This is a genomic window from Amycolatopsis sp. N2S4-7 (assembly GCF_058119595.1).
This window is the reverse complement of record NZ_CP172299.1, coordinates 2,348,620-2,373,881: the sequence shown is the minus strand read 5'-3', so window position 1 is coordinate 2,373,881 and position 25,262 is coordinate 2,348,620. Positions and strand designations below refer to the sequence as shown.

Sequence of the window (25,262 nt, the reverse complement as noted above, 5' to 3'; positions counted from 1 at the left end):
GAACGTGCCCGTGAAGAACAGCAGTATCAGCGTTACATGCAGTTGCAGGATGTGTCAGGTGGCCGGAGCCGATCAGTGAACGGGGCTCCGGGCAGTGACCAGCGGCGTCAGCGTGCTGGGACCGATCAGTGGAAGGGTTCCGGCAGTGACGTGCGCAGCAAGTGAAGTAGCAGTGGCAGTACCGAGTAAGTGGAAAACCCAGGAAAGAAGGGAACGGGAACATCATTGGATCGCCCGCAGCGGCCAAGTAACGCCGCGCGGGTGCCGCAGTCCCATCGAGTTCGGAGGTGGTGCTCGGTCACGAGTAAGCGATCCCCGCGTCATCCGGCTTTCGGCCGGACGCGGGTGCAGGAAGCCGGCGGTCGCGCCGGTTGACAATGGTGAAGATCCCTACCCTTGAGGACCCCGGGTGCCGCAGTGGCACCCGGGGTCCTCTGTGACGTGGAGGTGGAATGATCCCTGACCAACAAGGCCCGGCCACGCCCAGCGCGGCCGACAAGTTCGACGACGAGAACTACCCGGGTTACACGATGGGCCGGGCCGCCGACATGCTCGGCACCACGCAAGGTTTCCTGCGCAGCCTCGACGAGGCCGGCTTGATCACCCCGCAACGCTCCGCCGGCGGCCACCGCCGCTACTCCCGGCACCAGCTGCGCCTGGCCGCCCGGGTGCGGGAACTGGTCGACCACGGCACCGCCATCGATGCCGCCTGCCGCATCGTCACCCTCGAAGACCAGCTCCACGAAGCCCGGCGCCGCAACACCGAACTCCCCGCCGGCGGCTGAATCCCAACTCGGCACGCGGCCTCGGCGCCGCGTGCCGATGTGCAGTCAAAGCCATGCCCTTTCGCGGCCGTGGCACGGAACCCGACCACAGGGGCGCCCGGCCGGTCGGAACCGGCTGGGAGGCTGACATGGGCATCCAGGACATGAGCGAAGGCAAGGAGAAGCCCGGGAAGTGGCCGATCAGGGGGAAGGCGGCTTGAAACCAGGCTGAAACCGGGGTTGCGCACCCTCGTAGCGTCCGTGGCCATCAGCGGCCACGGACGCTACGAGAGGAGAACCGTGACCACCCCGGCGATAGCGGCCAGCGGGCTGCGCAAGTCCTTCGGCGACCAAGTCGTGCTCGACGGCGTCGATCTGCAGGTCACCGAGGGCACGATCTTCGCCCTGCTCGGGCCCAACGGTGCGGGCAAGACGACCGCCGTGCGGATCCTGTCCACCCTGATCCACGCCGACGGTGGGCAGGCCTCCGTCGCGGGGCACGACGTGGCCACCGAGCCGGACGAGGTCCGCGCCGCGATCGGCGTCACCGGACAGTTCTCGGCGGTCGACAACCTGCTGACCGGCGAGGAGAACCTGCTGCTGATGGCGGACCTGCACCATCTCGGCCGCGCCGAGGGGCGGCGGAAGGCGGCCGGACTGCTCGAGCGGTTCGACCTGGCCGAGGCCGCGCGGAAGCTCGTGTCGGCCTACTCCGGCGGGATGCGGCGGCGGCTGGATCTGGCGATGACGCTCGTCGGCCGGCCGCGTGTGCTGTTCCTCGACGAGCCGACCACCGGGCTCGACCCGCGCAGCCGGCACACGATGTGGCGGATCATCCGCGACCTCGTGGCCGGTGGCGTCACCGTCTTCCTGACGACGCAGTACCTGGATGAGGCGGATGAGCTGGCCGGCCGGGTCGCGGTACTCGACCACGGAACGGTGGTGGCCGAAGGCACGCCGGACGAGCTCAAGCGGCGCGTGCCCGGCGGCCATGTCCGGTTGCAGTTCGCGGACGCCGCGAACCTCGACGCCGCCGCCCGGGCGCTCGGGGAGGGCACCCGGGACGAGTCCGCGCTCACACTGTCGGTGCCGGGCGACGGCGGGGTCCGCCTGGTGCGCGGGCTCCTCGACCGGCTGGACGGCGCGGGCGTCGACGTCGGCAGCCTGTCCGTGCACACCCCGGACCTCGACGACGTCTTCTTCTCCCTCACGACCAAGAAGGAAACCGTCCGATGAGCTACGCGATGCGCGATTCGGCCACCATGCTGCGGCGCAACCTGAAGCACCTGCGCCGCTACCCCGGGATGATGATCATGTCACTCGGGATGCCGGTGCTGCTCCTGCTGCTGTTCGTCGGGGTGTTCGGCGGCGCCTTGAACGCGGGGTTCGCCACCCGGCCGGGCGGTGGGGCGTACGTCGACTACCTGGTGTCGGGAATCCTGCTGATGACCGTGGGGTACGGCGCGTCGATGACGGCGCTGGCGGTGAACCGGGACATGACCGGGGGGATCATCTCGCGGTTCCGGACGATGGCGATCGCGCGGGTGTCGGTGCTGACCGGGCACGTCCTGGGCGCGGTGCTCCGCACCCTGTTCAGCGCCGTGCTGGTCGTCGCGGTGGCGCTGCTGTTCGGGTTCCGTCCCGCAGCGGGCTTCGGCGGCTGGCTGGCGACGCTGGGCATGGTGCTGCTGCTGGCTTTCGCCCTCACCTGGCTGGCGGTCGCGGTGGGGCTGGCGGCGAAGAACGCCGAGGGCGCGAACCTGTTCATCCTGTTCGTGCAGGTGCTGCCGTTCCTCAGCAGCGCGTTCGTGCCCACGGACACGATGTCCGGGGCCGTGCGCTGGTTCGCCCGCCACGAGCCGTTCACCCCGATCATCGACACCCTCCGCGGCTTGATGCTGGGCACGCCGGTGGGGAGCAGTGCGTGGATCGCGGTGGCTTGGTGCGCCGGCTTCGCCGTCGCGGGGTATGTCTGGGCGCGGGCGTTGTTCAGGCGTGATCCCGCGGCCTGAGCGCCAGTGCCGCGATAGCCGTGGCTCGCAGCTCTTCGCGGCCGAGAATGGCGTATTCCGCCTGCGCGGCGGTGTACGCCGGCTCGTCGGCCTGTTCGGCCACAGCGCGGATGCGGGCCGAGGACATCGTGGGGTGGAAGCCCCGCACGTACCGGAAACGCTCGGCGAGGGCGATCATGCGTACCGCCGCGGATCGCTCGTCGGCCGTCTGTGCGCGGTCGAGGTCGGTCAGCGCCAAGGCCAGCAGGAGGGCGCCGCAGATCGGCAACGACGTCGCGGGATCTTCGAGCAGGCTGGGCAGCGCGCGGGGGAGGTCGCCGGTGATCTCGGTGACGAGGTCGAGGCGGTGGTGGTGGGCGTGGGCGACCACGGTGACGGCTTGGGTCTCCCACGCCCAGCCGTCGGCGCCGGGGCCGGTGTCCTTCGTGGAGCGATGGTGCTCGGCGGTCTGGCGCCACAGGCGCAGGCCCGTGTCGGCGTCGCCGCGGGCCAGCAGGATCTCCGCGCGGGCGCCGACATCCACCATGGACGCCCCGGCGACCTCGCTGCCGCCGGTCAGCACGGCTTGGTCGAGCCAGTGTTCGGCCTCGTCGATCGCGCCGGTCTGCAGGTTGGCCAAGACCAGCGCGCCCCGGATCCGGGCCGCGCCGGGCCAGGTGTCGGTTTCGTCGAGCACCTCGAGCACGGTCGTGATCGCTCGCCGTGCTGCTTCCCCGCGCTCGAGTTCCAGGCACAGTTCTCCGACGCGGGCGTGGGCGACGGCGCGCAGCCACGGTGACGCGTGGTCGTCGAACACGGCGACCATGCGCTCGGCCGCCGCCAGGGCGCGTTCGGGGTTGTCGAGGGCCGACCACGCGTAGCTGGCGACGCCCTCGGCCAACCCGGCGACGAGCGGGTCGTCGTCGCCGCACAACGCGAACAACGGGGCGAAGTCCGCCGCAGCCACCGCGCGGATCACCGTTTCGGCGGCGTGCACCAGAGTGCCGGGTGCTGCGGGCGGCAGCCGGCGGAGGGCGACCAGGGCGCGGGTGGGGCGGGGGCCCTGCAACAGGAAGCTGTTCACCGCGCTCAGCACCAGCGTCGCGCGGGTCACCTCCACGAGGCCGGGTCCGGGGCGGAAGTGCGAGAGGAGCCAGGCGGTGTCCTCGACCAGCGTGGCCATGCGGGTGAAGTTCGACTCGAACGTCCACAGGCCGGCCAGTGCGGCAGTCGTCGCCGCGACGGTCGCGCCGTCGGCGTGGTCGAGCCCGTGCCGGAGCGCATGAACCAGGTTGTCCTGCTCCGCACCGATCCGCCGCATCGCGGGGACGAGGCCGGCGCCGAAGAGACAGTCGTGGTGAGCCACGGAAAAATCCACGGCCCAGGTCAGGAAGCCGGTCACGCTCTTCTCGGTCTCCCCGGCTTCTGCCCGGCGGGTGGCGGTGAACTCGCGGACCGTCTCCAGCATCCGGAACCGCGTGCCCGCCGGGGTGTCCTGGACCTTGAGCAGCGAGTGGCCGGTGAGCTGGTCGAGCAGGTCGACCGCGTCGCCGCCGAGCAGGTACCGGGCGGCGTCGGCGGTGAAGCCGCCGGGAAAGACCGACAGCGCCCGCATGGCGGCTCGTCCCGCACGTCGAGGAGCGCCCAGCTCCAGTCGATGACAGCCTGCAGCGTGCGGTGCCGCGGTGGGGCGTCGCGGGTGCCGCCGCGCAGCAGGGCGAACCGGTCGTCGAGGTGACGGGCGATCTCGCGGACCGACATGACCCGGGTGCGGGCCGCGGCCAGCTCGACGGCGAGGGGAAGCCCATCCAGGTGTGCGCACAGTTCCCCGACGGCCTCGTCCGGCAGTTCGACGTCCGGGCGGACGGCCCTGGCCCGCTGCCGGAACAGTTCGGCGGCGGTCGCCGGGCTCAGTTCCGGCAGCGCGTGGACCGCTTCCGAGGAAAGGTCCAGGGGGGTCCGGCTGGTGGTGAGCACCCGCAGGTCGGCGCTGAGTGCGACCAGCGTCCGGACCAGGTCGGCCACACCGCGCACGACGTGTTCGCAGTTGTCGAGCACCAGCAGCGCCGGACCGGAGCCGAGCGCGTCGAGGATAGCGGTCACCGCGTCGCGCGGTGCGGATGGGAGGCTGCCCGGCGGTCCGCCCGGGTCGGCACCGACAACCGCCGAGGCGACTTCGGCGGCGACGTCGTCGTCGTGGGTGATTCCGGCGAGCGGCACGAAGTGCACGACCCGCTGTTCGGCCCGGCGGCTTACGGCGTGCGCCAGCCTGGTCTTGCCCAGCCCGCCCGCGCCGACGATCGACGTGACCCGCGACGTCCGCAGCAGCCTCGCGACGGCGGCCAGGTCGGCGTCCCGGCCGAGCAGCGGGTTCGGCTCGTGCGCGACGCCGTGGCGCACCGCGGGCGCCTCGCCCCGCAGAAGCTGCTGGTGCAGCTCGCGCAGTGCGGGACCGGGGTCGCCGCCGAGTTCGTCGCGCACCTGGCGCCGGTAATCCTCGTACCGGGCCAGTGCGGTTGCGGGACCGGCTGTCGCGGCTTCGCTGCGAAGCAGTTCTACCAGGAGTTCCTCGTCGCGCGGTCGTTCGGATACCAGCGCGGCGAGCTCGTCGACGGCCTCGTCGGCCCGGCCCAGCCGCGAGCGGCACAGCGCGCGGGCCCGGACCAGCCACCGGCTGGTCGACGCGCGAGCCGTCCGCAGTGCGCCGAGCGGATCGGTGCCGCCTGGGTCGTCGTGCGCCGTCCAGAGCGCCAGGCCTGCCTCGGCTTGGGCGAGCGCGGCTTCGTGGTCGCCGTCGCGGGACAACCGGGCGCAGGCAGCCGCACTGAGCACGAGTGCGCCGGTGTCCACCTGGTGCTCGGCCAGGGTGAGCCGGTAGCCCGACGGCGTGGCTTCGATGACGTCGTGGCCGAGCTGGGCTCGCGCGCGGGACACGAGCACTTGCAGCGCCTTGGCAGGGTGTTCCGGTCGCCCGTCCGGCCAGAGCCCTTCGATCAGGCGGGCGGTGCTCGCGCCGGTGCGGAGGTCCCCGGCGAGCAGGGCGAGCAGCCCGCCGAGGCGGGGGCTGGTGATCTCCCGGCCGTGGTAGGCCACCCGCGGCAGCAGGACCAGCTCGATCGTCACCGCCTCAGGCTAGTGGGGGTTCACCGGAGTGGACGCGCCTCGACGGGCACGATCGTGTGCGCGCGTCGCGCAGGCTGGCTCCGGCGCGCCGGGAAGTCCGGTCGGCATCCGGACTCGCCGGCGGCGAGGGCGGCTTTGCCGGGCATGCGGACGCGGAGTTCGGCGTCGGCCGACGGCCTTGGCGAGGTCGGCAGGGCTTGGTCTCCGGACCCGGCCTGCGGGTCGAGACTGGTCACCGTTCGCCGTGGTGGGCGGTGGCGACGTCGGCGAGCGTGCGCAGGCAGACCTTTCCGGTGTGGGTCAGGGGAAGCCGGGTCAGGACGAGCAGGCGCTCGGGGAGCTTGTGCGGGGTGATGCCCCGGTCGGTGCGCAGGAACGTGGTCAGCGCGGCGAGGTCGGGAACCGGGTGGCCGGCGCGGACGGTGACGCACGCGCACAGCCGCTCGCCGAGGTCGCGGTCGGGCACGGGTACGCACGCCGCGTCGGCGATGGCGGGGTGGCCGGTCAGCGCGGACTCGACTTCGGCGGGGCTGATGGTGCAGCCGCCGCGGATGACGACGCGTTTGATCCGCCGCAGGACGTGCAGCGTGCCGTCGGTGTCGAAGCTTCCCCGGTCGCCGGTGCGGACCCAGCCGCCTGGGAGCCGGGGTGGTCCGCCGCCGACGTGGTCGAGCGGGGTCATGGGCCCCAGGGCGCAGATCTCGCCGGCCACGATCCGGATGCCGGTCACGGCCGGGTCGGGACGGCCGACCCCGTGCTCGGGCGTGGTGGTGTGGCAGTTGACCCCGTCGGAGGAGCCGTAGACGTTGACCACGTCGACGCCGAACACCTCGCGGCACCGCCGCAGGGTGTCCGACGGAAGCACGTCACCGCTGGACACGACGGCCCGCAGCGACGAGGTGTCGAAGTCCGCCGCGTGCTCGGCGAGGCGACGCAGCATGGTGGGCACGCCGAACACGTGGGTGGGCCGGTGCTCGGCGATGGCTCGCAGCGCGTCCACGGCGTCGAACCGCGGGCGCAGCAGCAGTGTCCCGCCGAAGCGGCACAGGGTGATGGTGGCCCCGAACGACCCGTAGGCCGAGGACAGCGGCACGAGCACGAGGTCCCGCCACACCGGGGTATCGCCGTGCACGGCACGCAGGTAGTTGCCGCGGCCGCCGGCGAAAGCGTTGTGGGAGTAGGCGACGAGCTTCGGCTCCGCTTCCGAACCCGAGGAGACCAGCAGTCTCGCCGGGGATTCCGGGTCCACGGTGACCGGCTTCCACCCTTCGCCCCGGGCGCGGGGTGACACGGTCGGCCACGGCAGGTCGTCGTCGGTGATCACCGACGACGCGCGGGCCCGGCCCAGCAGGTTCAGCGCGTCGGCCCGTCCTCCCGTGAACGGCAGGGCGACCGCGCCGCACGCGGCGACGGCGAGCTCCGCGATCACGGCGTCGCGGCCGTTGGGCACGCGGACGCCGACGATGTCGCCGGGCCGGGCCACCAGCGCGCCCGCCAGCCCTCGCACCTGCTCGGCCAGTTCGGCGTAGGTGAGCCTCCCGCGGTCGTCGATCACCGCGACCCGATCGGGATGGCGGTGGACCCGGTCGCGCAGCAGCGAGTGCAGGTCCCGGTCGGGGCAGTGCCCGGCGCGGACCCAGGCACGCCTCGCCGCGGCCGGCACCCGGTCGGTGAGCACGATCCCGTTGCGCGAGACCCACGTCATCGGAAGAACTCCCAGGGGGAATCCGGCAGCACGCACCGCTCCCGGACGAGGGCCCGCGCGAACCGCGGGTCGCGGCCCAGCGCCGCGAGGTCGGTGCACACCGGCACGGCCGGCGCGGACGTGTCACGGTGCCGGGTGAGCGCGTTGAGGCGCGAGGCGGCGGACAGCAGCGACGACGCCACAGTCTGGCCGCGTCGGGTCCGTTCGCGGCGCAGCAGCGCGTCCACCACGGCGTGGGCGGCGACCACGCCGGCGAACACGTCCACGACGGTCATGGGCGATGCGGGCACGCCCGCGTGGGCCTGGACGACGAAGTCGGTGCCCAGCGGCGGTTCGGGACCGAGCTCGTCGCCCCACCCGGAGGCGTGCGCGTACACCAGACCGGCGGGGAAGTCCTCGGCTCGCAGGCCCCAGCGAGAGGCTTTGCCCGGCGCCCAGTTGTGCACGAACACGTCCGCCGACGCGGCGAGGTCGAGCACCTCGTCCCGCCCGGTGCCCAGGTCGATCTCGACCACGGCCTTGCCCCGGTTGAGGGCGAGGAACCGGGCGGAGGTGTCCCCGGCCATCGGCGGTACCCAGCGCAGCGGGTCGCCGCCGGGCGGCTCGATGCGCACCACGGTCGCCCCGAGCATCCCCAGCAGGTGCCCGGCCAGAGGTCCCTGCACGCGCCGGCACGATTCCAGCACGACGATGCCGGACAGCGGCAGCTCCCCGGCCGGGGTGACCTCGCCCAGGCTGCTGCCGCGCGGGGAGATCCGGTAGGCGGGGAGGCTGTCCAGCACCCGCTCCGCCCGGACGACCAGGGTCATGCCCGCCCGTCGAGCGGTGGTCTCCAGGACAGCGAGCGGGAAGCGGGCCGCGGAGCCGGCGAACTCGGGCGGCAGCGGGCAGGTGGCCGTGGCGAAGCGGTGCAGGAAGGGGCGCCAACCTCGTTCGACGGCCCGGGCCGGGACACCCAGCTCGGTCCAGAATCGCTGCCACGGAACGGGATCGAGGGCCTCCACTTCGAACACCACGCCGTCGGCGGAGCGGAACGGCGGCCCCGCCCCGGGCTGCCACTCGTCGGGTTCGCCGGCGGTCGCGGCCGCCAGGTACTGCGAGACCGCGAGCAGGGCGGCCTGCGCGACCGACGTCGTGTGCCCGGTGAGCGGCACACCACGGGTGCGCCCCAGTTCGACCGCGAGCACCCCGATCGCGGCCAGTTCGACGGCGACGGCGCGGGCGTAGTCCAGCCCGAGCGGCGCGGGACGGCCGAGCCGGCGGCCGTGGACGTGCATCAGCCCGCACGCCGCCTGCACGTCGGGTTCCCCGCGCAGCGGGAGGTCGACGGGTCCGCTCCAGCTCGGCGCGTCGACGGCGGTCATGCCGGGCGCCGGCCCTGGACGGTGTAGAAGACGCAGGACGTGGCGCGGAACGCGGGGTGCGTCATCGCGGCGCGGGCGGTTTCCAGGCCGGTGTCGGTGAGGCCCACGGCGAGCAGCTTCTCGCGCAGGTGGTGGGTGTGGTGGACCAGCAGCCGCAGCCCGGGGGAATCCGCGTTCCACTGCTGCACCACCGGCTCCGGGTCGACCTCCACCAGGCCGGCGGCGACCATCGCCGCGGCGACGCGCCGGCCCCAGCGACAGTCCGCGCCGGCCGCGTCGAACATGCGTTCCTTGGCCGCCAGGAACTCCTCGTAGGCGGCGGCGTGCCCGGCGTCGGCGGCCAGGAGCACCGGTCCGTAGTCGACGTCGAACTCGTCCAGCTGCAGCAGGCCGCCGGGCTTGAGGGCGCGGACGAGCTTGCGCAGCACCTGTTCGCGTCCGGGTAGGTGCAGCAGCACGAGGCGGGCGTGGACGAGGTCGAACTCGGCTTGGGGGAGCGGATCGTGGACGACGTCGTGCCGCAGGACGGTCAGACCCGCGGCGGGCGGGACGTGCTCGGGCTTGACGTCGGTGGCCACGACCGACGCGCCGCGATCGGCGAGCCAATGCGCGACGCTGCCGCCGCCGGCACCGACCTCCAGGCACCGCCACCCCGGTCCGACGCCGGTGCGCTCCAGCCGGGCGAGCGTCGCCGGGTCGTAGGCGGCGGCCAGGCAGCGGTGCTGCTCGGTGGCGTGCACGCTGTGGTTGTCGAAGGCGTAGCCCTCTTGGATCGTGGTCATGTCCACCTTCCGGTGCCGTGGGTGCCGGTGTGCCCGGCGATGCGGGTGAGCAGTTCGCGGCGGCGCACCTTGCCGGTGCCGGTGCGCGGGAGGTCGTCCCAGGTGACGACGCGCGGGGGCGCCAGGGGCGGCAGGCCGGCGACGGCGGCCCGCCAGCGCCGCGGGTCGAGGCTTCCGTCGGCGGTGACGACGACCGGGACGGGCGGGCTGCCGGGCGTGCCCAGGACGACGCACTCGACCACCTCGGGCAGCCGGTTCTCGAGCACGTCCTCGGTCTGCAGGCAGCTCAGGCCGGGCACGGTGTCGACCTCGCGGTCGAGCAGCAGCACGGCCCCGGTACGGGTGCGGACGCCGAGGTCTCCGGTGTTCCACCAGCCGTCGCTGTTCTTGTCCTGCCAGCGGTCCTGCTCGCCCACGTACCCGGCGCAGAGGGCCTTCGTCCGGGCCAGCACGAGTCCCGGCCGCCCGCGAGGCACCGGCCGGAACGTCCCGGCGTCCACGACCGCGAGCTTCGCCCGCCCCGGCAGCGGGCGGCCGAGGTGGCGGGCGTGGGTGGCGCGGTCGACGGCGGCGCGAGTGAGGAAGCGGAAGGTCAGCGGCCCGGTTTCGGTCTGCCCCCAGCCCTGCATCCACAGTGGACGGCGGCGGTGCGACGCGTGGAGCATGGTGCGCACGACGGGCGGGTGCACGGCGTCGTAGGTGCTGACGAACAGGCGTACGTCACGGAAGGGGTTGTCCGCCCCGCGCGCCAGGGGGCGCCACCGCACGTAGGCGGCGGGCAGGGCCTCGATGGTCGTGGGCGGGTGGGCGCCGAGCACTTCCCGGGCCGAGGCGGGGTCCGACAGCAGCACGATCTTGCGCGGGGCGAGGCAGAACACGCTGCCGGTCCAGCAGAAGGGGCGGCCGTGGGCGTAGGAGGAGGCGTTGGCGACGACGTCGTCGCGGCGGGTGCCCACGACCGGGACGCGCAGCGCCTCGAACCGGGCGAGCCGGTCGATGATGGTGCGCGTGGTGTGGACGACCAGCTTGGGGGTGCCCGTGGTGCCGGAGGTGTGGTTGATCACCAGCGGGTCGTCGTCGGGCCGGCGCCGGCGCGCGGGGGCTCGGCTGCCCCGCACGTCGTCGAGCGCGAGTTCACCCGCGCCGGGGGTGGCCAGGGACAGCACGCGGCGGGTGTGGTGCGCCGGGACGGGCCGGTCGGTGACGAGAACCGCCGGTTCGAGGCGCTCGAGCAGCGTTTCCAGGACGTCGCCGGACAGCTCGCCCGACAGCAGGGCGGGCACGGCGCCGAGCCGGATCGCCGCGCAGGCGAGCAGGTTGTAGTCGTAGTGGTTGCGTTTGACCACGGCGACCCGCTCTCCCGGGCGGGCCCCGGCGGCGTGCAGCCAGCCCGCGGCCTCTTCCACGAGGTCGGCCAGCTGGGGCACGGTGAATTCGGTGCCCCGGCCGGGAGCGATGTCGAAGGGCCGGTCGAGCACGACGGCGGTGTGCGTGCCGAGCGCGGCGACCTCGTCGAACAGGGTGCCCATGTCGTGGGGCCTCATACGGGTTCCCTCCTGGCGGGGTGGGTGGAGAGCAGCCGGGCGGCGGCGCGCTGTCCGGAGCGCACGGCCGCCTCGCTGCACGGCACGAGCCCGGTCCAGTCGCCGGCGTACTCGACCGCGGAGACGGGCCGGGTGGCGAAGGCAGCGCGCAGGGCCAACGCGCGCGGGGTGGCCTCGGGCAGGGCATCGCGGAAACGGGTGACCAGGGCGCCGGTGGCTGTGCGCAGGGCGGGGAGGAACCGCCGGCCCGCGCCGGACAGCACGTCGGCCACCTCGGCGTCGGTGGCGTCGAGCAGGTCGGGAGTGACGGCGGGGTTCGCCATCACGGTGACCAGGCCCCGTCCGGCGGGCGCCCGCCCCGGGTGCTTGACGTGGTCGAGGATGAGCGTGGACACCACCCGGTCCTCCGCGGCGGGGACGACGATCGCGTAAGAGCGCGCCGCCGGGCGGGTCGACAGCATGAAGTGCGCCTTGACAACCGGGGTGAACGTGGCGGCGGCGAGGAACTCCGCGTCCTGGGCGGGGGCGTCGAGGTGCAGGACGCGGGCCACCGGTGCGGGCACGGCGAGCACCACCTGCCGCGCGCGGATCTGCTCGGTGCCGCAGAGCACCCGGACCGATCCGGACTCCGGCACCACGCCGTCGACCCGGGCGCCGGTGGTGACGTCCAGGGACCCGGCCAGGGCGCGCGCGAAGGTGTCCATGCCGTCGCGGTAGGTGCGCCAGGTGTTCGCCGGTCCGGCGGCGGCCAGCAGCGCGAGCAGCGGCGCCGCGGCCGAACGCTCGGGCCGCCAGCCGAAGAACCCGGACACGACCGGCTGGCAGAGGTAGTCCAGCACGTCGGGGTGGAAGGCCCCGGCGAACTCGGCGACCGTGCCGAGGGCCGCGCGTTCCGGGTGGTCGAAGTCCGGGCGCACGCGCAGCACCCGCAGCAGGTCCAGCCGGGCGCGTGGCCCCAGGCCGGCCCCGGTGAGCAGGCCGCGGGGGTGGGCGAGCCCCGGCCGCGCGCGGCCGCCGCGCCACACGGCGAGGTGGCGGCCGATGCGGGGAACGGCGGCCTGGTCCACACCCAGCTGCCCGAGCAGCTCCCACGTGGCCGGGTAGCCCCGTTCGGGCACCTGCTCGGCGCCGGTGTCGACGAGGAACCCGCCGGTGCGCAGGGTCCGCATCCGGCCGCCCACGGCGTCGGCGGCCTCCAGCACGCGCACCGAGCGGCCGGCGAGGCGCAGCGCGTGCGCGGCGGCCAGTCCGGCGATGCCGGCCCCGACGACGACGACGTCCTCTTCGGCGGTCACAGCAGGTTCACCACGACCAGCGCCACCACGGTGACGCGGTGGATGCGGATGCCCAGGAGGCGGGCGCGCAGGATGTCGCCCTGGCCGAAGGCGATGCGCAGCTGGAGGGCCCGCAGCAGGAGCGTCGGCAGCAGCGCCACCGGGAACCACCACGCGGTGCCCAGCAAGGGCCCGCAGACGATCAGCGCGGCCTCCACGGCCGTGACGGCGAAGATGAAGCGCATGTTCCCGCGCGGCGAGGTGAGCGCGGCGACGGTGGGGCGGCCCACCCGGCGGTCGCCCTTGATGTCGTTGGTGTTGGAGTAGACGCCGAACAGCAGCGGCCCCAGGCCGAACAACAGCGCCTGCACGACGACGTTGCCGTCGAGCGAGCCCACGGCCAGTCCGTAGGGCGCCAGCACGAGCGCCCAGCCCAGGGCGGCGATGAAGAACTCCTGGAACCCGTGGTAGCTGAGCTTGACACCCCAGGAGTACTGCACGGAAAAGAAGTAGGTGACGCCGATCAGCACGACTGTCCACAAGGGAGTGTGTGGTGCGGTGACCATCGCCGCGATCCACAGGAGCGCCCCGATGATCCCGGTGACCCACGCGAACCGCAGCACCTGGTCCTCGGTCAGCGTCCCGGCGACGAGCGGCTTGCGGTACCGGCGCCGTTTCGGGTCGTCGGGGGCGTAGTTGGCGACGTCGCTGCCGTCGCGGAAGCCGGTGAGATCGTCCAAGGCCACCATCGCGGCGATGACGAACACCTCGCCGAGCAGGAACAGCCCGCCGGCGGCGAGCACACCGCCGTCGAAGCGCAGCGCGGCGGGCAGCAGTGTCCCGACAACCAGGACACCGAGGTAGTAGTCGACGATGTCGAGCTTGGCCAGCCGGACGTAGGCGCGGGTGGTGGTGGAGGTGATCGAGGTGGTCACCGGTGCCCCTCCAGGGCGATCAGGGCGGCGAAGGACCGGTCGCCGCCGTAGAACACGTCGCGCCGCTCGACCAGCCGGGCACCCGGCAGCAGCTCGAGGTAGGCGTCCAGGTCGCGCAGCCGCGAGTACTCGCCGACCGGGATGTCGGCGTGCTCGTACTCCACCAGCACCAGGTGCCGGGCGGAGGCGGCGATGCGGCGGCACGCTTCGGCGAGGTCGTCCTCGCCGAGCACGTGCATGAGGACCCACACGCACACAGCGACGTCGAACGGCTCTCCGGGGACCGGCAGCTGCTGGACGGCGGCGTGCGCGAACCGCACGTGCGGCAGGTCGGCGCACTCGGCGCGGGCGAGGTCGAGCATCCGGGGCGTCAGGTCCACGGCCAGCACGTCACGGGCTTGCGCTGCGATGGTGGGGGTGAGCCTGCCCATGCCGCAGCCGATCTCCAGTGCGGTGCGGGGCGCGATCGCCCGGAGGTGCTCGGTGACGATCGCGCGGGTGCGTTCGGTGGTGGTCCCGGCGAGGCCGGCGGGCTGGGAGGCGCGCATGACGCGCGTCAGGCCGGGGCGCGCGGCCCGGCGGTGCCACTCCAGGGCGACGGCGTCGGCGGTGGGAGCGGGGGTGGTCTGCGGCATGGGGTCTCCGTTTCAGCTGCGGGCGAACCGGCACACTGCGTCGGCGATGTGCTCGACTTGGGTGTCGGTCAGGTGGGGGTGGATCGGGATGGCGAGTTGCCGCGAGCAGGCGTGTTCGGCTGCCGGCCAGTCGCGACCGGTGGTGCGGAACGCCGCTTGGCGCGGCAAGGGGGAGCGGTAGTACACGTGCGAGCCGATGCCACGGGCGGCGAGGTGGTCGTGCAGCGCGTCGCGGTGCTCGGCGAGCAGGGAGTACACGTAGAAGCAGCGTCCGTCGCGGCCGGGCGGCGGCGGCACGACGCCCGGCAGGCCGGTGAACCGCTCGGTGTAGTACTCCCCGATGCGGGCCCGGCGTTCCAGGCGCGCGGGCAACCCCGGCAGGCGGCGCAGCTGGAAGGCCGCCATGATCTCGTCGAAGCGGCTGTTCACGCCGATCCGGTGGTGCAGGAACCGGGTGCGGCCGTCCTGGCCGTGGTTGCGCAGCATGCGCACGGCGCGGCCCAGTTCCGGGTCGCCGGTCACGACCATGCCGCCCTCGCCGGGCATCCCGAACGTCTTGACCTGGACGAACGAGTAGACACCCGCGTCGCCCCAGGTGCCCGCGGCCCGGCTGCCGAGCACGCCGCCCTGCGCGACGGCTGAGTCTTCCAGCAGCCGCGCACCGGCGCCGTCGGCGATGACGCGCAGCGTCGGCATGTCGGCCATCATCGAGAAGACGTGCGCGGGCATGACGACCTTGGTGCGCCCGGTGACCGCCTTCTCGACCTCGACCGGGTCGACCACCATCGTGGCCGGGTCGACGTCGGCGAAGACCGGCGTGGCGCCGAGCAGCGCGGGGGCGGCCGCGAGCGGCGCACAACCGTAGGCGGGGACCACGACCTCGTCGCCGGGCCCCACGCCCATGGCGCGCAGCACGAGCGTCAACGCCGAAGTACCGCTGGAGCAGGCGACCGCGTCGGCCGCTCCGACGGCGTCGCGGATGACGGTCTCGAAGTGCTCGGTGCGGCGTCCGAGGATGAACCGCTGCTCGGGGTCGAGCGCCACTTCCCGGACCACGTCCAGCAGCACCTGGCGGTCGTCTTCGAACAGATCCGGCGGGAAGAACGGGATCTTCACGCCGCCTCCGCGGATCGGAAGAAGCAGCGGATCTCGTCGCAGACTCGGGCGACGTCGTCCTCCTGCAGGTCCGGGTAGAGCGGCAGCGCGAGCGCGTGCCGGCAGGCGGCCTCGGCGTGGGGAAAGTCCCCGGGCCGGTGGCCCAGGCCGGCGAAGCAGGGCTGCAGGGGCAACGGGATCGGGTAGTACGTCTCGGTTCCCACGCCGCGCGCGGCCAGGTGCGCGGCCAGCTCGTCCCGCCGCTCGACCTCGACCGCGTACACGTAGAAGACCCCGCGCACGTCGGCCCGGCGCGGCAGCACCGAGGGCAGCTTCCGCACCCCCGGCACGTCGGCGAGCAGTTCGGTGTAGCGCTGGGCGAGGGCGGCGCGGCGCTCGATGTCCGCTTCCAGGCGGCCGAGCTTGGCCAGCAGCACCGCGGCCTGCAGGTCGTCCATCTTGCTGTTGACCCCGACCACGCCGGTGGTGGTGTTGATGGCGGGGAAATGGCCGGCGGTGGGACCGAACCGGCCGTGGTGGCGCAGGGCGGCGACGGTTTCGGCGACGGCCGGGTTGTCGGTGAGGACCGCGCCCGCGTCGCCGAGCGCGCCCAGGGTCTTGGTCGGGAAGAACGACAGCACGCCGCCCGCGCCGAGCAGCCCGGCGTGCGTGCCGCCGTACCGCATCCCGATCGCCTCGGCGCTGTCCTCCACCACCGTCAGCCCCAGCCGCCGGGCCGCCTCGCCCACTCCCGTCATGTCCGCGGGCTGGCAGAACAGGTGCACCGGCATGACGAACCGGGTGCGCTCGGTGGCCACGGCCGCGAGCGAGGCGGGGTCCATGCCGTAGCCGTCGGCCTCGATGTCGGCGAACACCGGACGACCACCGGCGAGCACCACGGCGGAGGCGGAAGCGATGAACGAGAAAGCGGGCACCACGACCTCGTCCCCGGGCCGCAGGCCGCACGCGCGCAGCAAGAGGACCAGCGCGTCGGTGCCGCTGTTCACCCCCACCACGTGCTTCGCGCCGGTGTAGGCGGCCAGTGCTGCTTCCAATTCGACGACCTTGTGACCATGTGAGTACTTTCCGCGGTCCAGCACGTCGATAATGTGCCTGCTCGTGGTGGGCCACAATTCCGAAAACGACGCTGATTGGGTGAATAGTGGTACGGTCAACTGTTCGCCTCCGCTGTCGGAACTCTTCGGCGATCCTAATTCGGGGCCCAGGGTCGACCGTCAATGCGAGTTGTCTTCACTCTTCTTGGTCAACTACGAGAAGGCGGTGTTGACAAGTGTCGCCGGAACCGTGAAATCTCACCTCGTTGCGAACCGGATCGCCTTTCGACGACGGGGGCGATATTCAATCCACAATGGACGGTGATCGGTGTTGCGGACACTTCTGGTGGGGCTGGGACGAGCCGGCGCGCAGCTGCACCTCCCGGTGCTCGCGGGCGCTCGTGGCGCTGCGCCGCAGTTGTTCGACGACGAGCCGGTCGTGGGCTGCGACCCGTGGCGGTCGCCGCCGGAGCGACCGGGGCTGATCGTGCGGGAAAGCCTGGCGGCCGCCGCGGCGGAAGTGGATCCGGCGCGGACCGTGGCGCACGTGTGCACGCCGCCGGAAAGCCGGTCCGAGGTGATCGCCGAACTCGCGGGACTGGGGTTCCGGCGGTTGGTGGTGGAGAAGCCGCTGGCCATCGACACCGATGAGCTGTCCCGGGTGATCGAGCTGCGCCGGCAACACGGATTGCGGATCGCCGTCGTCGAACCGTGGCTGACCAGTTCGCTGACCGCGCGGATGACCTCGCTGGCTCGGGAAGGGAAGCTGGGGCAAGCCCGCTCGATCACGCTCGTGCAGAACAAGCCGCGGTTCGGGCGCTCGTTGACCACGACGTCGCACCGGACGGCGTTCGACGTGGAGTTGCCGCACGGCGTGGGCTTGGCGCTGCGCCTGGCCGGCAACGCCCGGGTCACCCACGCCTCCGACGCCGACCTGGTGGTCGGCAAGACGCGGGTGCCCCGCATGGGTGGCGCCCGGGTGGGGCTGCGGCACACCAACGGCACGCGCACGGAGATCGAGTCGGATCTGACGTCCCCGGTGCGGGAACGGCGCGTCGTGCTGCAGTTCGAACGCGGTACGGCGGTCGGGCACTACGCGGTCAGCTCCGACGACCCCTACTCCCAGCTGACCGTGACGGTGGGCGGCCAGCGCGAGCACCAAGTCCTGCGGGACGACTCGCTCACCGAGTGGATGATCTACGCCTACCGGTTGTTCCAGGGCGGCCGCGACCAGCACGCGAAGAGCTTCTCCGTTGCCTGTGACGTGGCCAGGCTGCTGGCGGTGGCCAAGAACATCAGTGCCGAGCCGGTGGTCCCGGCAGCACGCGCGCCGGAGGCCGTCAGTGCGGTCTGAGGCCGCGGCGACCGCGTCCCCGCGGCACGCCGGCGACGCCGTCCTGGCCGGCATCACCGACGAGGCGGCCCCGGACTTGGCCGGCCAGCTGGCCGTCCTCGCCGAGCTGGGCTGGTCGGCCGTCGAACTGCGCACCGTCGACGGGCTGGCCGTCGCCGACCTGGACGAACGGTACTTCGCCCGGGTGGCCTCGACGCTGGCCGACCACGGCGTGCGGGTGGTGTGCATGGCGTCGCGGATCGGCGGCTGGGCCCGGCCGATCACCGCGCCGTTCGAGGACGACCTGGCCGAACTGGACGTGCTGGCCCGGCGGTGCGCCGTCCTGGGCACCCCCTACGTGCGGATCATGTCCTATCCCAACGACAACCTGGCCGAGTCCCGCTGGCGCGCGCAGGTGCTCGACCGCGTGGCGGTGCTCGCCCGGACCGCCGAGGCCGCCGGTCTCGTGCTGCTGCACGAGAACTGCTCGGGGTGGGCCGCTTCGGACGCCGGCCGGATGCTCGAGCTGCTGGCCGCGGCGAACGGCTCTTCGTTGCGGCTGCTGTTCGACACGGGCAACCCCGTCGCCCACGGCTACGACGGCTACGCGGTGTTGCGGCGCATCGCGCCTCACGTGGCGCACGTGCACGTCAAAGACGCCCGGGGCGCCACGTTCGTCGATCCCGGCACGGGCGAGGCGCGCGTGCGCGACTGCATGCGGTTGCTGCGCTCGGCCGGCTACGCCGGGGCGTGGTCGCTGGAGCCGCACGTGGCGCTCCAGCCGCACCGCTCGGATCGGCCGGCCGAGGGCGCGGCGGAGGCGTTCGTGCGCGCGGGACGGGCGCTGGCCGGGCTGCTGCGGTGATCGCCCCGGATCGCGACCTGCTGCTGGAGCTGCTGCGCACCCCCACCGCGGGTCCGTTGGAAACCGACGGCGAGGTGCGGCTGTGGGACACCGTGCACGTCTACGCCGAGGCCGCGCACGCCTTCGGCATGCACACCGCGCACCTCGGGCCCGCGTCGCCGGAGGTGATCCGGCGCGCGGATGTCCCCGCCGTCGTGCGCGAGGCGGTGCGGCGCGATCCCGGCTTCCTGGCGTGCCAGCCGAGCCTGGTGCTGCGGCTGGGCCACGCCGAGCCGGCCGTGATGTTCAACGTGCACCTGGACACGGTCGCGCCGGTCGAACCGGTGGGGTTCGACGGGAGCCGGTTCCACGGCCGGGGCGCGATCGACGCCAAGGGGCCCGCGGTGGCCTTGCTGGCGGGCCTGCGGGAGGCGGCGCGCGATCCGGCGGTCGGCCGCGACGTCAGCGTGCTCGTACAGGCCGTCTCCGGCGAGGAGGGCGGTGCGATGGGCGTCTTCGGCACCCGGCCGCTGGTGGAGGCGGGCTTCCACGGCACGCTCAACGTGTTCTGCGAACCCACCGGCCTGCGCTACCTGCCGCGCTGCACCGCCGCCATGACCGCGGCCGTCGTCGTGCGCGGCGAGGACGCGATCGACGACGAGCCGCACGCCGGGCACAACGCGACGGTACTGCTCGGGTTCCTGGCCCAGCACCTCGCGACCGTGCTCGCGGGACGCGTCGCGAACGGCCGGGTGTGCGTGGCGGGCCTGCACACGGGACGGCTGCACAACCGCGTCTACGGCTCCGGCGAACTGCTGCTGAACCTGTCCTACGGAAGTGCCGAATCGGCCGCGGTCCTGACCGGGGCGCTGGAGGAGGGGCTGCGGGACGGTCTGGCGGAGTTCACCGAGCGCTTCCGGGGCACCCAGCCGTTCCGCCGCACCGCCGTCGACGCGTCCGCGATCACGGCGCTGGAGTGGCGCAAACGCGGCCTGCCCGCGCTGCGCGACCACGACGTGCCGGACCTGGACGGGATTGTGCCGCCCTGGCCGGCCGGCGAGCCCGGGTTCACCTGTGACGCGATCTGGCTGGCCGACGTGCCCGGGACCCGGACCGCCGTGCTGGGGCCGGGATCGCTGGAAACCAACAACGCCCACGCGCGCGGCGAACACGCCGACGTCGAGGAACTGGACCGGTTCTCGGCGGCGGTGCACGAGCTGGTCACGCGCTTCGCTCGCAACGGAGGATGATGAACGTCGTCGTGCCCTACCCCGAACTGGTCTCGACCGTGGCGGGGGTGTTCACGAGCCGCGGCGTCCCGCCCGACCGTGCCGATACCGCGGCCCGGGCGCTCGTGCACGGGGACCTCACCGGCGTCACCTCGCACGGGCTGGTCAACCTGACCCGGCTGTACCTGCCGCTGCTGGCGTCCGGGCGCGCCGACCCGGCGGCCGACATGGAGGTCCTCACCGACTCGGGAGCGTGCGTGCTGGCCGACGCCCACCGCACCCTCGGCCTGTGGTCGGCCTCCCAGGCGATGGACCTCGCCGTGTCGCGCGCCGAGCGGTACGGCGTCGGCGTGGTGTCGTTGCGCGGCGCCACGCACATCGGGTGCGCGGGCTTCCACGCCGCCCGCGCCGCCGACCGGGGCGTCATCGGCCTGGTCACGTCCAACTGCGGCGGCCAGGCCATCGCCCGGCCACCGGGCGGCCTGGCGAAGGTGCTGGGCACCAACCCCTTGGCGCTGGCCTGCCCCGCGGGCGACCGGCACCCGTTCGTGCTGGACATGTCCACGACCGTGGTGCCCACCGGCCGGGTCCGGGCCGCGGCGCGGGCGGACGAGCCGATCCCCGCCGGGTGGCTGGCCGCCGACGACGGCACGCCGGTCACCGACCCGGCCGCCTACGACCGGGGCGAGGGCCACCTGCTGTGGCTGGGCAGCGCCCCGCAGACCGGTGCCTACAAGGGCTTCGGACTCGGGCTGCTGGTGGAAGCGCTGTCGGCACTGGTGTCCGGTGCCGCGCTGGGCCCGGTGCGGGCGGGGGACACCGACGACGACATCGGCGTCATGGCGCTGGCCATCGCGCCCGCGCGGCTGCGGACGGGCTTCGCCGACGACGCCGACGGGTTGTTCTCCGCTCTCCTGGGCTGCCCGCCGGCCGACCCGCGCCGCCCGGTCGTCTACCCGGGCTGGCACGAAGGCGAGCGGGCGGCATGGCGGCGGAGGCACGGCGTGCCGCTGCCCGCCGACCTGTACGAGGAGCTGCGCGCGTCGACCCTGCGGGCCGCGGGGTGATCCGGCTGGGGGTGGTCGGACTCGGCGTCATCTCCCGCTTCTACCTCGCCGCGATCGACCGGCTGGCCGGGTTCGCACTGGCCGCCGTGTGCGACCCGCGTCCCGAGGCACGCTTGGGTCATGCGGTCCCGGCGTTTCCCGGCCACCGGGCGATGCTGGCCGCCGGCCTGGTGGACGCCGTCGTGGTGACCGCGCCGAACGACGCGCACGCGGCGGTCTGCCGCGACGCGGTCGAGGCGGGATTGCCGGTGTGCGTGGAGAAGCCTCTGGACATCGATCTGACACGCGGCCGGGAGCTGGCGGCGCTGGCCCGCGCGCGTGACGTGGCGCTGTTCACCGCGTTCCATCGGCGGTACAACGACAACGTCCTCGCCTTGCGGGCCGAAGTGGACGGCCGGCCGCTGGAGTCGTTGACCGTGCGGTACTTCGAACGCATCGAGGAGCACGTCGGAACCGACCGCTGGTACCTCGACGCCGCCCGGTCCGGCGGTGGTTGCGTGGCCGACAACGGCCCCAACGCGCTCGACGTGGCGCGCCTGTTCGCCGGTCCGCTGCGGCTGTGCGAGGCGCGCGTCGGGCGGGATGCGGCCGGGACCGACCGGCACGCCGTGCTCACGGCGCGGGGGACGGCGCCGGTGCGGGTGGAGCTGGACTGGTCCTACCCGGGCGAGGTGAAGGACGTCACCGCGCGTCTCGCCGGCGGCCGTGAGCTGCGGGCGGACATGCTCGCCGGGCACGACGGCTTCAAGGGCTCGCTGTGGCACGAATACGAGGGCGTACTGCGGGACTTCGCGCGCGCCGTGGCCGCCGGCGGCACGTGGACCGACGGTGGCTTGGCTGCCTTGGCCTTGGTGGACGAGGCGTACCGAAGGGAGAACACGTGATCGAGGACGGGCCGAAGCGCGCGGTGCACAGCCGGGTGGTCAAGGTGCTCGTGCACCGCCGCGACGACCGCGGCATGCGGCTGGAGCCGTTCGCCAGCCGCTGCGTCCGGCAGGGCGAGGTGCACGAACTCGTCACGACCGACCACCCGGTGACCGCGGAACGGATCGATCGGGTGGGGTTCCTGGGCTTCGTGGAGATCGACGACGCCGGGGTGATCGACCGCGGCGACGAGGTGTGGCTGGAAGGCGAGCTGATCGGCACGGTGCTGGGGTTCGACGCGTGCCACCACCCCAACCACTACAACATCCTCATCGCCACGCCGCGGCCGCACACCGGACCCGAGGTCGGGATGCACCCCGAGCGCACCGTGCGGTTCAGCCGGCCCGCCGGCGTCGCGCACTGACCGCACCCACGACGGACGGGCCCCGGAGAGATGCTCCGGGGCCCGTCCGTCGTGGGTGAACCGTCAGCCGAGCAGCGGCACGTCCAGCGTGCCGAAGTGGTAGGCCTTCACCGCCGCGACCAGTTCGTCCACGGTCAGCGAGCCGTTGCCGTTGGTGTCGATGAGGCGGAACGACTCCTCGGCCTTCGCCCGGCTCACTCCGACCGCCCCGAGCCACTTGGCGAACTCGTCCGGGCTGACCTCGCCGTCGCCGTCGGTGTCGCACACGTTGAGGATCGCCTGGATCATCGGCCGCACCACGCGCCCGAACCCGGCGTCACCCCCCTTGAACACCTCCGCCTCGATGACTTCGGTGAACTGGCGGCGGTCCAGCGCGCCGTCTCGGCCGACCCCGGCCCGCTCGGCGAGGTACTCGAAGGTGCTGGTGAACGACTCCACCAGGGCGCGGCCCTGCGGGGTGGACGGCGACTCGCCGAACGCCTCGAGGATCCGGCGGGCTTCCGCGTCCAGGTCGGACCGCTCGATGCGGCCGTTGCCGTTGCGGTCCCACTTGTCGAAGCGGAGTTCCAGGCGCTCGTTCTTGACAGCAGTGGTCATTTTCTGCGTGCTCCTTCAGCATGCGGACGGTGTCATGACCGCGGCCGGGGTTCCACCCCCGGTCACGGGGTACTACAGGCGGTGGACCTCCTCCCCAGGTACGCGACCCGTGACGTCGAGCAGGAGCCGGGCGTTCCTGGCCAGGCGGCTCAGGTCGTACCCGCCGTGCCCGACGAGCAGGACGGTCACGTCCGCGTCGCGCAGGGCGGAGTCCAGGTCGGACACCGGTGGTCCGAGTTCGGGCACGGGGCCGGTCACCGGGTCGTGGTAGCGGACGTGCGCGCCGAGCGCGGTCAGTTCGGCCGCGACCCGCAGCGTCGCCGACTCGCGCGTGTCCGGCACGCCGGCTTTGTACGCCACGCCGAGGAGCAGCACCGTGGAGCCGGCGAGTCCGAGTCCCGCGCCGGCGAGCAACCGGGCCGTTCGCTGCACGAGATAGGACGGCATGGACGAGTTCACCTCGTGCGCCGCCTCGACGACGCCCAATCGAGCTCCGGCGCGGCGCGCCTTGTCCAGCAGGTAGTGCGGGTCGACCGGGATGCAGTGCCCGCCCACACCCGGGCCGGGCGTGAACGAGGCGAACCCGAACGGCTTGGTGCCCGCGCAGTGCAGCACGTCCCAGACGTCCAGGCCGAGCTGGTCGCAGAACACCGCGATCTCGTTGGCCAGTGCGATGTTCACGTACCGGTAGGTGTTCTCCAGCAGCTTCGCCATCTCGGCTTCGCGCGTGCCGCGGGCCACGACCACGGTGTCCACGAAGCGGCTGTAGAACGCGACGCACTGCTTGGCGCACAGCGGCGTGTGCCCGCCGACGACCTTGGGGGTGTTGCGGATGCCGTACCGCCGGTTGCCGGGGTCGACCCGTTCCGGCGAGTACGCGAGGGAGAAGTCTTCCCCTGCCACAAGACCGCGGCGCTCCAGGATGGGCCGCACCACCTCGTCGGTGGTGCCGGGGAAGCTGGTGGACTCCAGCACCACCAGGGTGCCCGGACGCAGGTGGTCGGCCGCAGCGGCCGCCGCATCGCGCACCGCCGACAGGTCCGGAGCACCGTCCGGCCCGAGACCGGTGGGCACGCAGATCACCACCGTCTCCGCCCCCGCGATCACGGACGGGTCGCCGGTCACCGCGAACCCGCCGGCGCGCAACGCCCGCAGCTGCGCGCTGCTCACGTCGGGCACATGGGGCCGGCCGTGTTCCACCTGCTCCCGCACCGCCGGAGACGTGTCGTAGCCGACCACCGACAGGCCGGCAGTGGCGGCGGCGACCGCGAGCGGCAGGCCGACGTACCCGACTCCGACAACGACGAGATCGACCGACACGTGCGTCCTTTCAGCGTGAGCGGAATGTGTGAGCACGGTGGCCGATCAGACCCGGAAGCTCGCCGCGGCCGGAGGGACATGCGATCCCCAACTCGCCTTGACGGTGAGGATGGGCACCCCGAAGCACTCGGGAGTTCCGTAAACCAGTACCGGCCGGTCGGTGCGGTTGGCGAGCACGTGCGCTCCCTCGGGCAGCGCGTAGCAGCCCCGGGGGTTCTCGTGGACGTCCAGCGGGACGATTTCGGTGGTGAAGACCACGACTTCGCCCGTCGCGGCGCCGGCCGCGGGACTGGCCGACATCAGCAGGGCGGTGGCCGTCAACGCGCTCGAAAGGACTGCCATGAACCGCTTCATCTTTCCTCCATGAGGGAAGTCCGCCTCTCCTCCGTGAAACTAACAGTCCATATTCAGGGAGAACCAATCTTGATCGGAATCCCACTCGTGCAGGTTGCGGCGCGGCGCGGTCGTTCAGTCGAATGGCCGCGCATTGTTCTTGCCTGAGTACGCGCCCTGCTCGTGAAATCCTTGTGGTTCACGACGTCGAGTGACCGGTGACGCGGACGCCGTGATGCAGAGTGAGCACGGACAACCTCGTCCGATGTCGCCCCTGATAGGGCCGCCTGGCGAGAGCGGTGAGACGGCCGTAGTCCGGGTTCCGTCGAACAGCATTCGACGCCATGGGGGCGGGTGGTGGTGATCTGGTAGCAGATTTCCTCCCTGAGGCACCGCTCGCCGGAAAACCGACCAGCGCCCAGCCGGGCGGCGTCTTGGCACGCCTCGGCTTCGTCCCAGGTAAGCGCGCGCCGGTTCCGCGTCGTGATCTACACGGTTGCACGGCAACCGGCGCGGCCCTGACCCTGCCGACGTCGAGGGCACGCTCGCCGTGTGCCGAGTAGACACTCGAGGCACGCAGGCCGCCGTCGGGATGGGGTTCTCCAAGCTCGACTCCGCGCTCGGCCGGGCCGACGAGGTCGACAGCTTCTCCATCGGAAGCTCCCTGAGAAGAGCACGTTTGACTGTTGTGACAGTGGGTACACGTCAGCTCAGCCGGCCAGGCGGGGGTGGCTCCGGGGGTTGAGAGACGAGCCGCCGGGTCATCTCCGCCGCTCGTGGTGGGTGCTCGACAGTCACGCGGCGACGGCGTGCAGCCCTTGTGGCACAACGCGACTCGGGCGTATTCGGCGCCGACCAGGATCCCGGAGCCACCGGCGGGTGCTGGCCTTCGGCGGAGCAGGACTTCTCGTTGGCGTCGCCGTCTCAGCGCCGTGGTTTATGGAGTTCACGCCCGTTACGCGGGGCGGCGCCCCGGCGAGTTCG

22 protein-coding genes are annotated in these 25,262 nt (G+C 72.9%); 9 read left to right on the top strand and 13 right to left on the bottom strand.

Annotation, left to right across the window (positions count from 1 at the left end; all coding sequences use genetic code 11):
• Nucleotides 1-452: 452 nt before the first annotated feature.
• The 3 genes from ACH54P_RS10950 (at nt 453) to ACH54P_RS10940 (ending at nt 2,776) form a co-directional block, all read left to right on the top strand.
• Complete coding sequence (locus ACH54P_RS10950; protein WP_489912253.1) at nt 453-785, top strand: helix-turn-helix domain-containing protein; 333 nt, start codon at nt 453-455, stop codon at nt 783-785.
• 279 nt (nt 786-1,064) lie between these two features.
• Nucleotides 1,065-2,000 carry an ATP-binding cassette domain-containing protein gene (locus ACH54P_RS10945; RefSeq protein WP_489912252.1) on the top strand — a complete coding sequence of 312 codons (936 nt, stop codon included), beginning with the start codon at nt 1,065-1,067 and terminating at the stop codon, nt 1,998-2,000.
• The gene (locus ACH54P_RS10940) at nt 1,997-2,776 is read left to right on the top strand and encodes an ABC transporter permease (RefSeq protein ID WP_489912251.1); all 780 of its coding nucleotides are present in this window, start codon (nt 1,997-1,999) and stop codon (nt 2,774-2,776) included. The genes ACH54P_RS10945 and ACH54P_RS10940 overlap by 4 nt, the downstream gene beginning before the upstream one ends.
• A 1,377-nt stretch (nt 2,777-4,153) precedes the next feature.
• On the opposite strand, the gene ACH54P_RS10935 is transcribed toward ACH54P_RS10940, so the two are convergent.
• The 10 genes from ACH54P_RS10935 to ACH54P_RS10890 form a co-directional block, all read right to left on the bottom strand.
• The gene (locus ACH54P_RS10935; protein WP_489912250.1) at nt 4,154-5,878 is read right to left on the bottom strand and encodes an ATP-binding protein; all 1,725 of its coding nucleotides are present in this window, start codon (nt 5,876-5,878) and stop codon (nt 4,154-4,156) included.
• Nucleotides 5,879-6,110: 232 nt separating this feature from the next.
• On the bottom strand, nt 6,111-7,583 hold the full coding sequence (locus ACH54P_RS10930; RefSeq protein ID WP_489912249.1) for a class I adenylate-forming enzyme family protein: 1,473 nt from the start codon (nt 7,581-7,583) through the stop codon (nt 6,111-6,113).
• A complete protein-coding gene (locus ACH54P_RS10925; protein WP_489912248.1) occupies nt 7,580-8,947 on the bottom strand; it encodes a CoA transferase in 1,368 nt (455 codons plus the stop codon). Before ACH54P_RS10925 ends, ACH54P_RS10930 begins: the two co-directional genes overlap by 4 nt.
• Entirely contained in the window at nt 8,944-9,729 is a 786-nt protein-coding gene (locus ACH54P_RS10920) for a class I SAM-dependent methyltransferase (protein WP_489912247.1), read from the bottom strand. Before ACH54P_RS10920 ends, ACH54P_RS10925 begins: the two co-directional genes overlap by 4 nt.
• Nucleotides 9,726-11,273: a class I adenylate-forming enzyme family protein gene (locus ACH54P_RS10915; protein WP_489912246.1), complete on the bottom strand. Its 1,548-nt coding sequence runs from the start codon at nt 11,271-11,273 to the stop codon at nt 9,726-9,728. The genes ACH54P_RS10920 and ACH54P_RS10915 overlap by 4 nt, the downstream gene beginning before the upstream one ends.
• Nucleotides 11,270-12,568, bottom strand: coding sequence for a protoporphyrinogen/coproporphyrinogen oxidase (locus ACH54P_RS10910; RefSeq protein WP_489912245.1), 1,299 nt, complete (start codon nt 12,566-12,568; stop codon nt 11,270-11,272). The genes ACH54P_RS10915 and ACH54P_RS10910 overlap by 4 nt, the downstream gene beginning before the upstream one ends.
• Nucleotides 12,565-13,482, bottom strand: a complete 918-nt coding sequence (locus ACH54P_RS10905) for a UbiA family prenyltransferase (RefSeq protein ID WP_489912244.1) — start codon at nt 13,480-13,482, stop codon at nt 12,565-12,567. Before ACH54P_RS10905 ends, ACH54P_RS10910 begins: the two co-directional genes overlap by 4 nt.
• Nucleotides 13,479-14,117 carry a class I SAM-dependent methyltransferase gene (locus tag ACH54P_RS10900; protein ID WP_489912243.1) on the bottom strand — a complete coding sequence of 213 codons (639 nt, stop codon included), beginning with the start codon at nt 14,115-14,117 and terminating at the stop codon, nt 13,479-13,481. The genes ACH54P_RS10905 and ACH54P_RS10900 overlap by 4 nt, the downstream gene beginning before the upstream one ends.
• A 12-nt stretch (nt 14,118-14,129) precedes the next feature.
• Nucleotides 14,130-15,233, bottom strand: a complete 1,104-nt coding sequence (locus ACH54P_RS10895; protein WP_489912242.1) for a DegT/DnrJ/EryC1/StrS family aminotransferase — start codon at nt 15,231-15,233, stop codon at nt 14,130-14,132.
• Entirely contained in the window at nt 15,230-16,312 is a 1,083-nt protein-coding gene (locus ACH54P_RS10890) for a DegT/DnrJ/EryC1/StrS family aminotransferase (protein WP_489912241.1), read from the bottom strand. The genes ACH54P_RS10895 and ACH54P_RS10890 overlap by 4 nt, the downstream gene beginning before the upstream one ends.
• Nucleotides 16,313-16,595: 283 nt before the next feature.
• On the opposite strand from ACH54P_RS10890, the gene ACH54P_RS10885 reads away from it, so the two are divergent.
• Genes ACH54P_RS10885 through ACH54P_RS10860 form a run of 6 tightly spaced genes read left to right on the top strand, consistent with a single transcriptional unit; the run spans nt 16,596 to nt 22,028 of the window.
• The gene (locus ACH54P_RS10885; RefSeq protein WP_489912240.1) at nt 16,596-17,621 is read left to right on the top strand and encodes a Gfo/Idh/MocA family oxidoreductase; all 1,026 of its coding nucleotides are present in this window, start codon (nt 16,596-16,598) and stop codon (nt 17,619-17,621) included.
• Nucleotides 17,611-18,465 carry a sugar phosphate isomerase/epimerase family protein gene (locus ACH54P_RS10880; RefSeq protein ID WP_489912239.1) on the top strand — a complete coding sequence of 285 codons (855 nt, stop codon included), beginning with the start codon at nt 17,611-17,613 and terminating at the stop codon, nt 18,463-18,465. Before ACH54P_RS10885 ends, ACH54P_RS10880 begins: the two co-directional genes overlap by 11 nt.
• Nucleotides 18,462-19,694 carry a M20/M25/M40 family metallo-hydrolase gene (locus ACH54P_RS10875; protein ID WP_489912238.1) on the top strand — a complete coding sequence of 411 codons (1,233 nt, stop codon included), beginning with the start codon at nt 18,462-18,464 and terminating at the stop codon, nt 19,692-19,694. Before ACH54P_RS10880 ends, ACH54P_RS10875 begins: the two co-directional genes overlap by 4 nt.
• Nucleotides 19,694-20,740 (top strand): Ldh family oxidoreductase, encoded by a 1,047-nt coding sequence (locus ACH54P_RS10870; protein WP_489912237.1) that lies wholly within the window; start codon nt 19,694-19,696, stop codon nt 20,738-20,740. The genes ACH54P_RS10875 and ACH54P_RS10870 overlap by 1 nt, the downstream gene beginning before the upstream one ends.
• Nucleotides 20,737-21,624 (top strand): Gfo/Idh/MocA family protein, encoded by an 888-nt coding sequence (locus ACH54P_RS10865; RefSeq protein ID WP_489912236.1) that lies wholly within the window; start codon nt 20,737-20,739, stop codon nt 21,622-21,624. The genes ACH54P_RS10870 and ACH54P_RS10865 overlap by 4 nt, the downstream gene beginning before the upstream one ends.
• Complete coding sequence (locus ACH54P_RS10860; protein WP_489912235.1) at nt 21,621-22,028, top strand: DUF6917 domain-containing protein; 408 nt, start codon at nt 21,621-21,623, stop codon at nt 22,026-22,028. Before ACH54P_RS10865 ends, ACH54P_RS10860 begins: the two co-directional genes overlap by 4 nt.
• A 63-nt stretch (nt 22,029-22,091) precedes the next feature.
• On the opposite strand, the gene ACH54P_RS10855 is transcribed toward ACH54P_RS10860, so the two are convergent.
• From ACH54P_RS10855 to ACH54P_RS10845, 3 genes are all read right to left on the bottom strand, one after another.
• A complete protein-coding gene (locus tag ACH54P_RS10855) occupies nt 22,092-22,625 on the bottom strand; it encodes an EF-hand domain-containing protein (RefSeq protein WP_489912234.1) in 534 nt (177 codons plus the stop codon).
• A gap of 72 nt (nt 22,626-22,697) precedes the next feature.
• Complete coding sequence (locus ACH54P_RS10850) at nt 22,698-23,945, bottom strand: nucleotide sugar dehydrogenase (protein ID WP_489912233.1); 1,248 nt, start codon at nt 23,943-23,945, stop codon at nt 22,698-22,700.
• 45 nt (nt 23,946-23,990) lie between these two features.
• A complete protein-coding gene (locus tag ACH54P_RS10845; protein ID WP_489912232.1) occupies nt 23,991-24,287 on the bottom strand; it encodes a hypothetical protein in 297 nt (98 codons plus the stop codon).
• Between the last annotated feature and the right edge of the window lie 975 nt (nt 24,288-25,262).

What these genes read in the sequence shown, in the direction of transcription:
- ACH54P_RS10925 (WP_489912248.1), bottom strand. Translation starts at nt 8,947, where the DNA reads ATGACCGCCGTCGACGCGCCGAGCTGGAGCGGACCCGTCGACCTCCCG.
- ACH54P_RS10900 (WP_489912243.1), bottom strand. Translation starts at nt 14,117, where the DNA reads ATGCCGCAGACCACCCCCGCTCCCACCGCCGACGCCGTCGCCCTGGAG.
- ACH54P_RS10870 (WP_489912237.1), top strand. Translation starts at nt 19,694, where the DNA reads ATGAACGTCGTCGTGCCCTACCCCGAACTGGTCTCGACCGTGGCGGGG.
- ACH54P_RS10930 (WP_489912249.1), bottom strand. Translation starts at nt 7,583, where the DNA reads ATGACGTGGGTCTCGCGCAACGGGATCGTGCTCACCGACCGGGTGCCG.
- ACH54P_RS10950 (WP_489912253.1), top strand. Translation starts at nt 453, where the DNA reads ATGATCCCTGACCAACAAGGCCCGGCCACGCCCAGCGCGGCCGACAAG.
- ACH54P_RS10915 (WP_489912246.1), bottom strand. Translation starts at nt 11,273, where the DNA reads ATGAGGCCCCACGACATGGGCACCCTGTTCGACGAGGTCGCCGCGCTC.
- ACH54P_RS10920 (WP_489912247.1), bottom strand. Translation starts at nt 9,729, where the DNA reads ATGACCACGATCCAAGAGGGCTACGCCTTCGACAACCACAGCGTGCAC.
- ACH54P_RS10855 (WP_489912234.1), bottom strand. Translation starts at nt 22,625, where the DNA reads ATGACCACTGCTGTCAAGAACGAGCGCCTGGAACTCCGCTTCGACAAG.
- ACH54P_RS10845 (WP_489912232.1), bottom strand. Translation starts at nt 24,287, where the DNA reads ATGGCAGTCCTTTCGAGCGCGTTGACGGCCACCGCCCTGCTGATGTCG.
- ACH54P_RS10940 (WP_489912251.1), top strand. Translation starts at nt 1,997, where the DNA reads ATGAGCTACGCGATGCGCGATTCGGCCACCATGCTGCGGCGCAACCTG.